At 44.9% G+C, this 13721-nt stretch carries 16 protein-coding genes; 13 read left to right on the forward strand and 3 right to left on the reverse strand.

The genetic code is table 11. The annotated features are described in order from the left end of the window. The first annotated feature begins 50 nt into the window (after positions 1-50). Both ACHUFI_RS12430 and ACHUFI_RS12435 read left to right on the forward strand, forming a co-directional pair. Entirely contained in the window at positions 51-830 is a 780-nt protein-coding gene (locus tag ACHUFI_RS12430; protein ID WP_394249530.1) for a class I SAM-dependent methyltransferase, read from the forward strand. 100 nt (positions 831-930) lie between these two features. Continuing rightward, complete coding sequence (locus ACHUFI_RS12435; RefSeq protein ID WP_394249532.1) at positions 931-1416, forward strand: hypothetical protein; 486 nt, start codon at positions 931-933, stop codon at positions 1414-1416. A gap of 88 nt (positions 1417-1504) precedes the next feature. Here ACHUFI_RS12435 and ACHUFI_RS12440 read toward each other — a convergent pair whose 3' ends face one another. Both ACHUFI_RS12440 and uspA read right to left on the reverse strand, forming a co-directional pair. Next, on the reverse strand, positions 1505-2365 hold the full coding sequence (locus tag ACHUFI_RS12440; protein WP_394249534.1) for a carboxylate/amino acid/amine transporter: 861 nt from the start codon (positions 2363-2365) through the stop codon (positions 1505-1507). A gap of 54 nt (positions 2366-2419) precedes the next feature. Continuing rightward, complete coding sequence (gene uspA / locus ACHUFI_RS12445; protein ID WP_394249536.1) at positions 2420-2854, reverse strand: universal stress protein UspA; 435 nt, start codon at positions 2852-2854, stop codon at positions 2420-2422. 177 nt (positions 2855-3031) lie between these two features. Between uspA and ftnA the strand changes: the two genes are divergently transcribed. The 4 genes from ftnA (at position 3032) to ACHUFI_RS12465 (ending at position 6271) form a co-directional block, all read left to right on the forward strand. Then, positions 3032-3559 carry a non-heme ferritin gene (gene ftnA, locus ACHUFI_RS12450; protein WP_394249538.1) on the forward strand — a complete coding sequence of 176 codons (528 nt, stop codon included), beginning with the start codon at positions 3032-3034 and terminating at the stop codon, positions 3557-3559. 68 nt (positions 3560-3627) lie between these two features. After that, positions 3628-3951 (forward strand): universal stress protein UspB, encoded by a 324-nt coding sequence (gene uspB / locus ACHUFI_RS12455; protein WP_394249540.1) that lies wholly within the window; start codon positions 3628-3630, stop codon positions 3949-3951. A gap of 200 nt (positions 3952-4151) precedes the next feature. Then, entirely contained in the window at positions 4152-5345 is a 1194-nt protein-coding gene (locus ACHUFI_RS12460; RefSeq protein ID WP_394249542.1) for a BaiN/RdsA family NAD(P)/FAD-dependent oxidoreductase, read from the forward strand. A 95-nt stretch (positions 5346-5440) separates the two neighbouring features. Further along, the gene (locus ACHUFI_RS12465; protein ID WP_394249544.1) at positions 5441-6271 is read left to right on the forward strand and encodes an HDOD domain-containing protein; all 831 of its coding nucleotides are present in this window, start codon (positions 5441-5443) and stop codon (positions 6269-6271) included. A 64-nt stretch (positions 6272-6335) separates the two neighbouring features. Here ACHUFI_RS12465 and ACHUFI_RS12470 read toward each other — a convergent pair whose 3' ends face one another. After that, positions 6336-7247 carry a DMT family transporter gene (locus ACHUFI_RS12470; protein ID WP_394249546.1) on the reverse strand — a complete coding sequence of 304 codons (912 nt, stop codon included), beginning with the start codon at positions 7245-7247 and terminating at the stop codon, positions 6336-6338. Positions 7248-7384: 137 nt separating this feature from the next. Here ACHUFI_RS12470 and rmuC point away from each other — a divergent pair, with 137 nt between their 5' ends. The 7 genes from rmuC (at position 7385) to tatC (ending at position 13595) form a co-directional block, all read left to right on the forward strand. After that, positions 7385-8917, forward strand: a complete 1533-nt coding sequence (gene rmuC / locus ACHUFI_RS12475) for a DNA recombination protein RmuC (protein WP_394249548.1) — start codon at positions 7385-7387, stop codon at positions 8915-8917. A 65-nt stretch (positions 8918-8982) separates the two neighbouring features. Further along, complete coding sequence (gene ubiE, locus ACHUFI_RS12480) at positions 8983-9762, forward strand: bifunctional demethylmenaquinone methyltransferase/2-methoxy-6-polyprenyl-1,4-benzoquinol methylase UbiE (protein WP_394249822.1); 780 nt, start codon at positions 8983-8985, stop codon at positions 9760-9762. Between the two features lie 46 nt (positions 9763-9808). Further along, positions 9809-10414 (forward strand): ubiquinone biosynthesis accessory factor UbiJ, encoded by a 606-nt coding sequence (locus ACHUFI_RS12485; protein ID WP_394249550.1) that lies wholly within the window; start codon positions 9809-9811, stop codon positions 10412-10414. Beyond that, complete coding sequence (gene ubiB / locus ACHUFI_RS12490) at positions 10411-12045, forward strand: ubiquinone biosynthesis regulatory protein kinase UbiB (protein WP_394249552.1); 1635 nt, start codon at positions 10411-10413, stop codon at positions 12043-12045. The genes ACHUFI_RS12485 and ubiB overlap by 4 nt, the downstream gene beginning before the upstream one ends. 53 nt (positions 12046-12098) lie before the next feature. Further along, positions 12099-12344: a Sec-independent protein translocase subunit TatA gene (gene tatA / locus ACHUFI_RS12495; RefSeq protein ID WP_394249554.1), complete on the forward strand. Its 246-nt coding sequence runs from the start codon at positions 12099-12101 to the stop codon at positions 12342-12344. A 3-nt stretch (positions 12345-12347) separates the two neighbouring features. Further along, complete coding sequence (tatB, locus tag ACHUFI_RS12500) at positions 12348-12755, forward strand: Sec-independent protein translocase protein TatB (RefSeq protein WP_394249556.1); 408 nt, start codon at positions 12348-12350, stop codon at positions 12753-12755. A gap of 84 nt (positions 12756-12839) precedes the next feature. Continuing rightward, the gene (gene tatC / locus ACHUFI_RS12505) at positions 12840-13595 is read left to right on the forward strand and encodes a twin-arginine translocase subunit TatC (RefSeq protein ID WP_394249558.1); all 756 of its coding nucleotides are present in this window, start codon (positions 12840-12842) and stop codon (positions 13593-13595) included. Positions 13596-13721: the final 126 nt, after the last annotated feature.

Genomic DNA, 13721 nt, shown 5'->3' on the forward strand with positions numbered 1-13721 from the left:
ATCGGGTACACTGCGGCCTCTTTGACAACCTCACCTTGGTGGAGAACCCCTTGCAGCTTCAACTTATTTGCGAAGATTCCAATCAAACCGAACGTTTAGCCACACTGGCTGAGCGTTGGCATTTAACCCACGATGAAAACAGTGAGTTTGCTTTGGTGCTCACGCAAACGCGACTTGAGCTTAGAAAAGTTGATGAGCCTAAGCTAGGGGCTATTTTTGTCGACCTAGTTGGTGGGGCAGTGGGTCACCGACGTAAATTTGGGGGCGGCAAAGGTCAAGCCATCGCGAAAGCGGCTGGCTTGAATAAAGGCGCGACACCAACGGTATTAGATGGTACTGCTGGCTTAGGCCGTGATGCGTTTGTGCTGGCCTCTCTAGGCTGCACAGTGCAGATGGTTGAGCGTCATCCTGTGGTGGCTGCGTTGTTAGATGATGGTATCGAGCGTGCGAAACAAGACCCAGATATTGGCGCATGGGTTGGTGAGCGTATGAAGCTTTTGCATGCGTCTAGCCACGATGCGCTCGACAAGTTGGCTCAGGATCCAGATTTTGTTCAACCCGACGTGGTGTACCTTGATCCGATGTACCCGCATCCTGAGAACAAAAAGAAATCGGCATTGGTCAAAAAAGAGATGAGAGTTTTCCAATCTTTAGTTGGCGCCGATTTAGATGCAGATGGTTTATTAGTGCCTGCATTAGCGTTGGCAAGTAAGCGTGTGGTCGTGAAAAGACCCGACTATGCTGCGTGGTTAGATGAGCAAAAACCGAGCATGGCGATTGAAACTAAAAAGAATCGTTTTGATGTGTATGTAAAGGCATCAATGACTTAGAAAGTGGGTGACACAAACTCACGAATTAGTCCTTGCTTATCTTCAAATCAGAAGGTATATCTAACTAAGAATCATTATTATTCTTAGCTGGAGTCGTAGCATGGCTAAACGTTTTTGTAAGTTAAATCGTCGTGATATTACGGAGCATTTGGGTGAAATCCATAGCTTAGTGACTCAACCAAAGTTCGTGTGTCGTTCATGTGCCCGTTCTTCATCCGACAAAGATAACCTCTGCAAACCTGCTGCGATTCCACCGGCGAGCTGCCAATCTAAACCCGACTCCGAAAAAGCAGCGTGTGGCTTACTGGCTGAAACTCTTCCTAGCCGCACCGATCAATCTGTTGTGAATGTTGTCGACCCTCGCCAAGAGCTAGCTGGTGAAGTGCTGGATAAGCAAGCCATCAAACAAGCGAAAAAATCGCTGAAGAAGCAGAAGAAACACGCTAAGAAGCTGGCTAAAGTCGTTAAAAAACAGAAAAAGCTGCTTAAAAAACACCAAATGTTAGAAAAGCAGTTTAGTCGCTTGAATCAAACCATGGACAGTTTTGAATCTGTTAATCGAGTGGTTGAGCAGCAAGTACACTAAGTTGTGTTGGATATTCATAAAAAAGAGCGCCTAATTTGGCGCTCTTTTTCGTTTGGTTGGTAAACGACTTAGCTGTAGGACTCTATGATTACGCGATGCGCTTTTTCACCCAAGTTTCATTGATCCACAATGAAAGCAAAATTATACCGCCGCCAATACTTAACCTGAACAAGTCAACATCACGATTCCAAATCAAGATGTTTACGACAAGCCCTGCCGGAACTAGTGCATTATTCATAACCGCAAGTGCGCCAGCATTCACTAAGCACGCCCCTTTATTCCATACAAAGTAACCGACCCCGGAGGCAATCAACCCTAAGTAGATGAGAATGCCCCACTGCAACGAAGTGGTCGGCAGCTTCTCGATGTTCCCAAGCAGCATGAACGCAACGGAGGCAACGCATAACGCGCCTAAGTAAAAATACCCAAACACAGTATGTTGAGGCAGCTCGATGGACTCTTTTTCCATGACGACTTTGTAACTGACTTGCCCGATGGCAAAACATAGGTTCGCGCCTTGCACCACGAGAAATCCAAACAGGAAGTTCTCATTGACCCCTGCAAACTTGATGAATACGGCTCCCACTACTGCGATAGCTGCGGTCACGAAATACCAAGGCGAGAAGCGGCCTTTCAATAGATCGTAAAACAGCGTCACATAGATAGGGGTGAAGACGGTGAATAGCAGCACTTCTGGTACAGAAAGGAGTAGAAAAGATTGGTAGTAGAAGCAGTACATCAGGCCAAGTTGTATGCCACCAATTGTCATCAGCTTCGCAATTAACGATTTAGGAATGTCGCGAAACTTTAAGAAAGGGAGAAAGACGAGGCTAGCAAGGCCAACGCGCATTAAAACAGAAAACCAAGAATCAACCTGACCCGCAAGGTAAACGCCGATCAGGCTAAATGAAAAGGCCCAAAGCAAGGTGACAGCAGCGAGATAACTCATAAATAATAATCATTTCGTTAATGGATACGCTGCAGTCTATCTGAGTTTGGAATATTAGTCCTGAGAATCCTTCAGTGGAATAACTAACATATCTACCGGAGAGGCATTAATTAGCTGCCGTGTGGAGGAGAGTAATTTGCTCCAGAAGTCTTGATGATGTCCACACACCACTAAATCGATATTAAATTCGTTGATGGTGTCGCAAAGTTCATGACTGAGATCGCCGCTGCCGACCAAAGTATGAGTCACCGGATAGCGCGCGTGCTCCGCGAAGTTTTGCAGTTGAATGCGAGACGCTTCCATGGCTTGATGCTGAGTTTCTGCCATGTTGATATCAATTAACCCGGTATAGAGCTCCGCGTAGTTAATGTCGATGTGAATGAACGAAACCTTGGCGTTTAAAGGCTTGGCTAAGGCAACCGCTTTGTCTACGAGAACTTTGCTGTCGTCGGATAGATCGACGGCGACTAAAATATGTTGGTAACTCATACGACTATCTCCCTATTAATTAACTCCTTATAGATTAGCAGCTCACATCTTAAATTTTTGGCGAAGTGATCGCATATCCATCGGTTTGCGTAGCAAAGTGAATGAGGAATAGGCTACGAGATATCGATTAATTAATGATATAGTAGACAAAATTTACGGCGTAACTAGGAGACTTCAATGCTGTCTAAAACTATGGTCGAACAACTGAATGAGCAAATTAATCTAGAATTTTTCTCATCCAATCTATACTTACAAATGAGTGCTTGGTGTGAAGACAAAGGATTTGAAGGCGCAGCTGAGTTTCTACGCGCTCATGCAGTCGAAGAAATGGAGCACATGCAACGTCTATTTACTTATGTAAGTGAGACAGGTGCAATGCCTATTTTAGGTGCGATTGAAGCGCCTAACCATGACTTTGAGAGCCTAGGTGCAGTCTTCCGTGAAACTTACGAACATGAGCAAATGATTACGCAAAAAATCAATAAGCTGGCTCATGTTGCGTTCAGCAACCAGGATTACTCAACGTTTAACTTCCTGCAATGGTACGTTGCAGAGCAACACGAAGAAGAAAAACTGTTTAAAGGTATTTTGGATAAGCTAGAACTTGTTGGTGAAGACGGTAAAGCGTTGTTCTTCATTGATAAAGATTTAGCGCAATTGGCAAAGGAAGGTTCATCTTCAATCATGGAAGCTCCGACAGCTTAATGCTGTGAGAAAGTAGTCATCTAGTTGTCTTTTTCTCTTGAGCTTCATGAAGATGTAGGGAGGAAAAGATGATTAGCGGAGACACTATTCTATTTGCACTAATGGTGGTGACGTGTGTCAATTGGGCTCGTTATTTAACGGCATTGCGCACGCTTATTTACATCATGCGTGAAGCGCATCCATTGCTTTATCAACAAGTCGATGGCGGTGGCTTTTTTACCACTCACGGTAATGTCACCAAGCAAGTTCGTCTTTTCCACTACATCAAAAGTAAAGAGTATCATCATCACCATGATACGGTTTTTACATCGAAGTGTGACCGAGTAAGAGAACTGTTTATCCTATCGGTATCGCTATTGGCGGTGACGCTATTTGCTGCCTTTATTGTGTAGCTAAGCCACTGGAAAGGTTGCGAAAGGAAAGATGCGCGAAATTGTGCGATTGTTCACCAATTGCATTGTAGAAATTTGCCGTTAGAATAGCGGCAAAGTGAGTAAGGATGTGCTGTCATGCACATCCTTTTTTATTGGGTGAAGTACCAGCTACAACATGTGGTTTGGCGGATCGTAGAAGACAGTGGTAAACGATAGCTATGAGTGAAAAATTTGATGTGATCGTAATTGGCGCAGGCGCCGCAGGGTTGATGTGTGCGGCGGAAGCGGGCAAGCGAGGCAGGCGAGTTCTGGTCGTGGATCATGCAAAAAAACCAGGTCGTAAGATCCTAATTTCTGGTGGTGGTCGTTGTAATTTCACTAACTACGATGTCAGTGCGAACAACTACTTATGCCAAAACCCACACTTTGTGAAATCAGCATTGTCTCAATATACCAACTGGGATTTCATTTCCATGATCAGTAAACACGGCATTGAGTTTGAAGAGCGCGATCATGGCCAGCTGTTTTGTGTGAATGACTTTACCGCAAAAGATATCGTCAAAATGTTGTTGAGCGAATGTGATATGCCCAATATCTCACATCGTTATCAGTGCGATGTTCATTCCATCAAAAAGACAGAATCAGGCTTTACCTTGAACGTGAATACTGACGTGCTGGAATGTGAGTCATTAGTTGTGGCGACGGGTGGCCTATCAATGCCTAAGCTTGGTGCGACGCCATTTGGCTATAAAGTGGCGGAACAATTTGAATTGCCTGTATTGCCAACAATGGCTGGGCTGGTTCCCTTTACTTTGCATAAGCAAGATAAAGAAGATTTTTCAGAGCTTTCTGGTATCGCCATTCCGGCTGAGATTACTGCGCAAGATGGCACGTTATTTAAAGAAGCATTGTTGTTTACCCACCGTGGTTTATCTGGCCCTTCTGTGCTGCAAATCTCCTCGTTTTGGAAAGCGGGACAAGCGGTTTCTATTAATTTAGTACCAGACGCCGATGTGGCTGAGTTATTGGAACGTTCACGAGAAAAACACCCAAATCAGAGCTTGAAAAATACCTTAGCGAAAGTGTTACCCAAGCGCTTGGTTGAAGTATTGGTTGAGCGTAAAGATCTCGATGACAAACCGTTAAAACAGTTCAATGAAAAGCAGTTAGCTGCCATTGTTGAGCACCTAGAAAACTGGAAGATTGCTCCAAACGGCACCGAAGGGTATCGAACCGCTGAAGTGACGTTAGGTGGTGTAGATACGGATTACCTTTCTTCTAAAACCATGGAATGTAAAAAGGTGCCTGGCCTGTATTTCATCGGTGAAGTGATGGACGTAACTGGTTGGTTGGGAGGGTATAATTTCCAATGGTGCTGGTCGAGTGGTTACGTTGCAGGTCAGTGGGTGTAAGGTATCTCCTCTAGAAAGTAATTAGATTATTGCTCACTCTAAAGCGACGAAACTGTTCTATATTAAGAGTGGTGATACGCGAAAGGAGTGAGCTAATGAGCCAGCAAGCATTGATATCCCGTCTCAATGAACTTCCCCGCATTGAGAGCATTCTCCAAGAATTGCTTGAAATGGTGAACCGAGAAAACGTCGATTTTGGTGAGCTTTCCAAAAAAATGTCCATGGAACAAGTGCTGAGTGCCCGTATTTTAAGGATGGCGAATTCTGCCCATTTTGGCGGCAATAAACCCGTATCCACCATTAACGATGCGATTATACGAGTTGGAAGTGGTGCAGTGCGGACGTTAGTGTCTTCTTCCATTCTCTCCAGTGCTTTTCCCAAGATTGAAACGCTAAATGTGAAAGACTATTGGTCCAACACGTTTGAGATTTCGATGATTGCCAGCAAGTTAGCCGGGCAAGTCGGGTTAGACCCAAATGAAGTGTTCACAACGGGTGTGCTCCATAATATCGGAGAGTTGATGATTCACTCGTTAGTTCCTGAGCAAGCCACGGAGATAGCCGCACGTGTGGAAGCGGGTGAAAGTGCTTTGGCAGTGCAAAGAGAAGTGCTTCAGACTGATGCTCCTGAGTTAGGCTCGCGATTGGCGCAAGCTTGGAAATTCCCACCGGAAATGGCGGATGCGATTGCCAATGTAAACCGCCCAGGTAAAGCCAGAGTCTCTAAAAAACTTGCTTGTCTGATGTACCTATCACGTGAAATCCATAATCGCTGGGACTCAATGTTGGATGAAAGCGAGAAAGCGGAGTTTCTGCATAGCCATCCTGCTGCCAAAGCGTTAAACATTCCTGATAGTGTCATTTCGGTGATCGATGGTGTGCGCGGTGAAGGGAGTGAGCTAGCGTACGAGTTGTTTTCAGATTAGGTACTTGATTGATTAAAAAAGGCTAGCGTGTGCTAGCCTTTTTTATTCGTAGACGATATTTACGCTACGATTTATCGCTGGCGAGCGTCTTATTTTTTTTGGATAGCTTCACTTGCTGGATCACTAGCCCGGCAATAATTAACACTAAGCCAATCAAGGTGGTTGGGTGAATCTCTTCACCGATAATGGTTGCAAGCAGCATTAGAGAAATAAATGGAGAAGCGAAAATCAGGTTACTAATACGAGCGGTGTTATTGGTTAACTTCAGCGCGCTCAACCATAGAACAAAGGTGATGCCCATTTCGAATAGCCCGACGTAAGTGACTGCCAACCAACCTTTGGTGCTGATTTGGCTCCAGTTCGCGCCTTCGTAAATGCTGATCCCAATTGCAAATGGCAAGGCGACCAAAAAGCCAAGGAGCACGCCAATGACAGGGTCGGCTTTGTTTTTGGTATTAAGGATCCAGTAACCAGCCCAAAGTAGTGTGGATAATAGAGCTAAACCAACGCCGAGAGGGCTATCAAACTGCAAACCCAGTACATCGCCTTTGGTGGCGATAACGATGACACCCAAATAACTGAATGCGCAGGCAATCCAATCTTGCTTGCGAATTTTCTGGCCAAGAAAAACGGCAGCCATAAGCGTTAAGGTGATCGCCCAACTGTAGTTAATGGCTTGCGCTTGAGAAGCGGGTAATAAATCGTAAGCCTTGAAGAGAATTAAGTAATACGCCAGCGGATTAATGAGCCCCAACAATAAGTAGTACCAAGGGTTGGATAAAAATGTCGTGCTGAGTTGAGATAACTTGCCTTGCATAAAACAAATGACAACCAAGGCGATCGAAGACACCACACTCGCAATTGTGAGCATTTGGATTGGGGTAAATTCAGCTAGGGTCAACTTGAAAGCGGTAGCAACCGTAGACCATAGCAGTACCGCTGCAAGGCCAAAGCCTAAAGCGCGACGTTCGTTCATAGCATCTCGTTATTACGTTATTCGATAGAGTACGGACGCCTAGTCTATCTGGCGAATTTCAATACGACAAACTGGACATTTATCCAGTATCAAAATACCATTCTAGTAAGCATTTCTATTTAGGCTAAATCATTATCATGCAATGGATTATTGAGCATCAAACCACATTATTGGCGGCGTTAGCGGGTTCTATTAGCAGCGGCGCGCTTGTTGGCTGGTGGATAAAACAGAAAATGTCGTTCCAGAACCAGTTACTCGAACAGCAGATTGACGCGAATCAGAAATTGCATGAATCCAATACTGCTCAACTTAAAAAAGCATTAGAGCAGTCGCAGCAAGAACTCGATGAGTTGGATGATGAACGTGATAAAGCGGCTCATGAGCTTAAACAAGCACACGGCAAAGTGATGGCTGCAATGGAAAAGCTGCGCTATTTTGAGGCGGTGAAGCAAGAGCGTCAGCAGTACGCCGACGAAATTAATCACCTCAAAGATCATAAAGCGGAGCTAGAAGCGGAACTGCGTGAGCAAGAAGCGCGTCACGATCAAGAAAACTTAGCGAATCATGAAAAGCTGCAATTGCTGGAACAGGCCGAGAATCGCTTAAAGCAGCAATTTGAGCATTTAGCGAATCAGCTTTTTGAAGCGAAAACAGCGAAGGTCGATCAGCAAAACAAGCAGAGTTTAGAAGGGCTGCTTTCGCCATTGAAAGAGCAGCTTGAAGGTTTTAAAAAACAGGTGAATGACAGCTTCAGTCAAGAAGCGAAAGAACGGCATACCCTTGTGCATGAGCTGAAAAACTTGCAACGCCTGAATGAAAGCATGACTCGCGAAGCCGTCAACCTTACTCAAGCACTGAAAGGTGACAACAAACAGCAAGGTAACTGGGGTGAAGTAGTGCTTGCTCGTGTGCTTGCCGACTCGGGGCTTCGTGAAGGGCATGAATATCAAACTCAGGTGAATTTGCAAAATGAGGCCGGCAAGCGCTATCAGCCCGATGTGATTGTTCACTTACCTCAAGACAAACAGGTAGTAGTGGATTCGAAAATGGCGTTAGTAGCTTATGAGCGTTACTTTAATGCGGAATCGGATCAAGAGCGAGATAGCGCTTTACGTGATCATCTGTTGGCCTTACGTGCGCACATCAAAGGGCTCAGTCAGAAAGATTATCATCAGTTAAAAGGCATTCAATCTTTAGATTATGTGCTGATGTTTATTCCTGTTGAACCTGCATTTCAAGTGGCGATTCAAGCTGACCCTAGCCTGGTAAAAGAGGCGATGGAGCAAAATATTATTTTGGTCAGTCCAACCACTTTATTGGTGGCGCTGCGTACCATCGATAATTTGTGGCGTAATGAAAGGCAGAATCAAAATGCCAAAGTGATCGCAGAGCGAGCCAGTAAGTTATACGACAAATTACGCTTGTTTGTGGATGACATGGAAGGGTTGGGGGGCGCATTAGATAAAGCCAATCAGAGTTATCAAGGTGCGATGAACAAACTGGTCACAGGCCGAGGGAATGTGATTCGCCAAGCGGAAAGCTTCAAGCAGTTAGGTGTTGAAGTGAAAAAACCAATTTCGGTCGGGCTCACTGAAATGGCGCAAAATGAGGCTTTTTCAGAAAATGCCTCGTTAGTAGAAAGACAACCTGCTGAGGATAAAGTAAACTAATCGCCCGCAGCGCCCTCTCAGGCATACAGCGCTGTAGATGAGGACTTACCATGGTAGACAACAGCATGACGGACACAAGCGTGCAGACAAATTCAGCAGTAGAATCAGAAACCACACACTTTGGTTTTGAAACAGTCGCGAAAGAAGAAAAAGTCGCGAAAGTGGCAGAGGTTTTTCACTCTGTAGCCGCTAAATACGACATCATGAACGATTTGATGTCTGGTGGTGTTCACCGTTTATGGAAGCGTTTCACCATCGACTGCAGTGGCGTTCGCCCGGGTCAGCGTATCCTAGATCTTGGTGGCGGTACTGGTGACCTTACAGCAAAATTCTCACGCATTGTTGGCGATACTGGCCATGTTGTTCTTGCGGACATTAACAACTCAATGTTGAATGTTGGCCGTGACAAGCTTCGCGATATCGGCATTGTAGGTAACGTGCATTATGTTCAAGCTAATGCTGAAGAACTGCCATTCCCAGATAACTACTTTGACGCGATCACTATCAGCTTCTGTCTACGTAACGTGACCGATAAAGATAAGGCATTGCGTTCAATGTATCGTGTACTAAAGCCAGGCGGTCGTCTATTGGTGCTTGAGTTTTCCAAACCAGTCTTAGAGCCGTTGTCAAAAGTATACGATGCTTACTCGTTCCACCTATTGCCAAAAATGGGCGAAATCATCGCGAACGATGCTGATAGCTACCGTTACTTAGCAGAATCTATCCGCATGCACCCAGATCAAGAAACGCTGGAAGGCATGATGCAAGATGCCGGTTTTGAAAATACGAAGTACTACAACTTAACGGGTGGCATTGTTGCGCTTCACCGTGGCTACAAATTTTAAGCCATTGAGTTGTAATCACGATTGTATGAATTAATTAAGGACTGATATGCCATTCGATCCATTAGTGACCGCGGTAATTGAAACCTCTTTGAATACGTTAGTAAACGACGATCCAGAATTGGGTCGTCGTTTATCTCGTTTAAAAGGTCAGGTGATTCAGGTAAATCTGAAAGAGCTGAACAAAACGCTGACCTTTGTTTTTAGCCAACAAATCGATGTATTGGCAGACTACGAGGGGCAACCTGATTGCTACTTGTCGCTGAACCTTTCTGTGTTACCAGAGCTTCGCGAACAGTCGAATATTACTCAGCTGATCAAGCAAGATAAGCTGGTTCTTGAAGGCGACATTCAGCTTGCTCAGAAATTTGCGCAATTGATGACGGATTGCAAACCGGATATCGAAGAGTGGTTATCTCGAGTGACCGGTGATGTGGTTGCGCATACCTTAGTGCAAGGGCTGAAAAATGTCGGTGGCTTTGTGTCACAACAAGCCGGTAAGCACCAAAGCCACTTTGCTCAAGTATTAACGGAAGAATGGAAAATAGCGCCAGCTCCGTTGGAAGTTGCTCATTTTTGTGACCAAGTGGACGATGTAAAAAGTGCGACTGCACGTTTAGAGGCGAAGCTTAACCGCTTGCTGGAGAACGTATGACCCCTGCGGAAATAAAACGCCTTTATCATATCGTTAAAGTTCAACTTGAGTATGGTTTAGATGAACTGATGCCAGTGCATCAGTTAACGAAAGCCCCTTTGCTTGCTCGTAAGTCGTTATTCTGGATTAAAAATCAGCACCCTGAAAAAGAGCTAGGGCATCGTCTACGATTGGCGTTGCAGGAGCTTGGGCCTGTGTGGATTAAGTTCGGTCAAATGATGTCGACGCGTCGAGACTTATTTCCCCCACATATCGCTGATCAGTTGGCATTGTTGCAAGACCAAGTAGCGCCGTTTGATGGTCAACTTGCGAAACAGCAGATGGAAGCGGCTCTTGGTGGCAGTTTAGATACCTGGTTTACGGATTTTGATATTGAACCATTGGCTTCCGCATCAATAGCTCAGGTGCATACTGCTAAGCTGAAAGATAGCGGGCGTGAAATCGTTTTGAAGGTTATTCGACCAGATATTCGCCCTGTCATTGATGCAGATCTAAAACTGATGTACCGAATGGCGCGTATAGTCGCCAAAGCACTTCCTGAAGCACGTCGTTTGAAACCCGTTGAAGTGGTACGAGAGTACGAAAAAACGCTGTTAGACGAACTCGATTTACGCCGAGAAGCCGCTAATGCGATACAGCTGCGCCGTAATTTTGAGGGAAGTGAAGAATTATATGTTCCGGAGGTTATTCCTGATCTGAGTAATGAAACTGTCATGGTTTCTGAGCGAATATATGGCATTCAAGTGTCTGATATTCCAATGCTTGAAGCGAACGGGACAAACATGAAATTGCTGGCGGAGCGAGGGGTGAGTGTTTTCTTTACCCAAGTGTTCCGAGACAGCTTTTTCCATGCAGACATGCACCCTGGTAATGTGTTTGTAAACCCAGAAAACCCGGATAACCCACAATGGATCGGGTTGGACTGTGGCATCGTTGGCACATTAAATAGCGAAGATAAACGCTATTTGGCGGAAAACTTACTGGCATTCTTTAATCGAGATTACCGTAAAGTTGCCGAGTTGCATGTCGATTCTGGTTGGGTACCGCACGACACTAACGTTGATGACTTTGAGTTCGCTATTCGTATTGTATGCGAGCCTATTTTCGCGAAACCATTAGGCGAGATTTCGTTTGGCCATGTGTTGCTGAATTTATTCAACACAGCACGACGCTTTAATATGGAAGTTCAGCCTCAACTAGTGTTGTTGCAAAAGACTCTGCTGTATATCGAAGGTTTGGGTCGACAGCTTTACCCACAACTTGATTTGTGGGAAACGGCGAAGCCATTTTTAGAAAAGTGGATGATGAACCAAGTGGGCCCGCAGGCTGTCATCAATGCTGTGAAAGAACGCGCGCCTTTCTGGGCTGAAAAGCTACCAGAATTACCAGAGCTACTTTACGATAGTTTGCGCCAAGGTAAAGCCATGAATCAAAGAATGGATCAGCTTTACCAAGGGTACCGTGATAGCAAACGCCAACAAGCGACAGGTAAGTTTCTGTTTGGTGTTGGAGCCACTTTAGTCGTATGCTCCGCAATATTAGTTTCAAGCCCTTATGAGCAGCTGAGTTTGGGCTGTGGCATCGCAGGTGTCACATTTTGGTTGCTAAGTTGGCGAGCTTACCGTCGTTAAGCGGTAGACTCTCTTAATCAATTTTTTGTGTAGACAGACCCGAGGTAAATAGAATGGGTGGAATTAGTATTTGGCAACTTCTGATCATTGCTGTAATTGTGATCTTACTGTTCGGAACTAAGAAATTACGCGGCATGGGCGGCGACTTAGGCTCTGCAGTGAAGGGCTTCAAAAAAGCGATGAGCGATGAAGATAAGCCTGCTGAAAAGAAAGACGCAGACTTCGAACCAAAGAACATTGAGCAACAGCAGAAGACTGAAGCCACTGCTGAAACTAAGAAAGACAAAGAGCAGGCGTAAGTCGTGTTTGATATCGGTTTTTGGGAACTGGTATTAATATCTGTCGTCGGGTTAGTCGTTCTTGGTCCTGAGCGTTTACCAGTAGCAATTCGCAGCGTTTCCAAATTTATTGGACAAGCGAAAAGCATGGCAAACAGTGTGAAAGATGAGCTTTCACATGAACTTAAGGTGCAAGAGCTGCAAGATAACCTGCGTAAGGCGGAACAAATGGGGATGGATGATTTATCTCCAGAGCTAAAAGCATCGGTTGACGAATTAAAACAAGCCGCTGCTCAAGTTCAACGCCCTTATGCTAAGCCTGAGTCTGATAAGCCAAGTGACACTGAAAGCAGTGTGACTGAACAAGCCACTCATGAAAGTATTCCTGTGAGTAGCGGCGAAGCAGCAGCGCCAGATAAGAAAGCCGAATAGTCTCGCACGGAGGAGCCGCGATATACTTATGATGATTAGTATTCGAGTGGCTCCTTTTCGATCTTCCTGTTTAAGAGGTTTGACATGTCTTCGAATGAGCAGACACAACCTTTAATCACCCACTTATTAGAACTGCGTAATCGATTATTACGAGCTATTTTGGCCGTAATTGTGGTGTTCTTAGGGCTGATTTATTTTTCAAATGATATCTACGAATTCGTATCTGCACCTTTGGTAGATCGCTTGCCTGAAGGCGCTACCATGATCGCTACGGATGTCGCGTCTCCGTTCTTTACGCCTTTAAAGTTAACGCTGATAGCCTCTATCTTTGTGGCGGTGCCGTTTATTCTTTATCAGGTGTGGGCGTTTGTTGCACCGGGCTTATATAAGCATGAAAAGCGTCTGATTATGCCGCTTATGGCATCTAGCTCATTGCTATTTTACTGCGGTGTGGCGTTTGCTTACTTTGTTGTGTTTCCATTGGTGTTTGGCTTTTTTACCGCTATTTCTCTGGGGCAAGTAGAGTTTGCGACCGACATTTCAAGCTATCTTGATTTTGTTCTCGCGCTGTTTTTAGCCTTTGGTATCGCGTTTGAAGTGCCCGTGGCAATTATATTGTTGTGTTGGACTGGGGCAACGACGCCAAAGAGCTTATCAGAAAAGCGTCCGTATATTGTGGTCGGGGCATTTATCATCGGTATGATGCTGACGCCACCCGATATGATTTCACAAACTCTATTGGCGATTCCAATGTGTTTGTTATTTGAAGTTGGTTTGTTCTTCGCACGTTTTTATGTGCGTAAGCCATCTGAAGAAGATGAAGAGCAAGAAGAAGCTTAAATCTCAGAGCGTAGAAATAAAAACGGTTGGCTTATGCCAACCGTTTTTATTTGTTACTAGCGGATTTTTAGTTTCTTTCCGCATACAGCACAAACATAAAGCTCTTTTATGCCGACTATTTTATGC

This window comes from Vibrio profundi (assembly GCF_043642225.1).
Lineage (GTDB): Bacteria > Pseudomonadota > Gammaproteobacteria > Enterobacterales > Vibrionaceae > Vibrio > Vibrio profundi_A.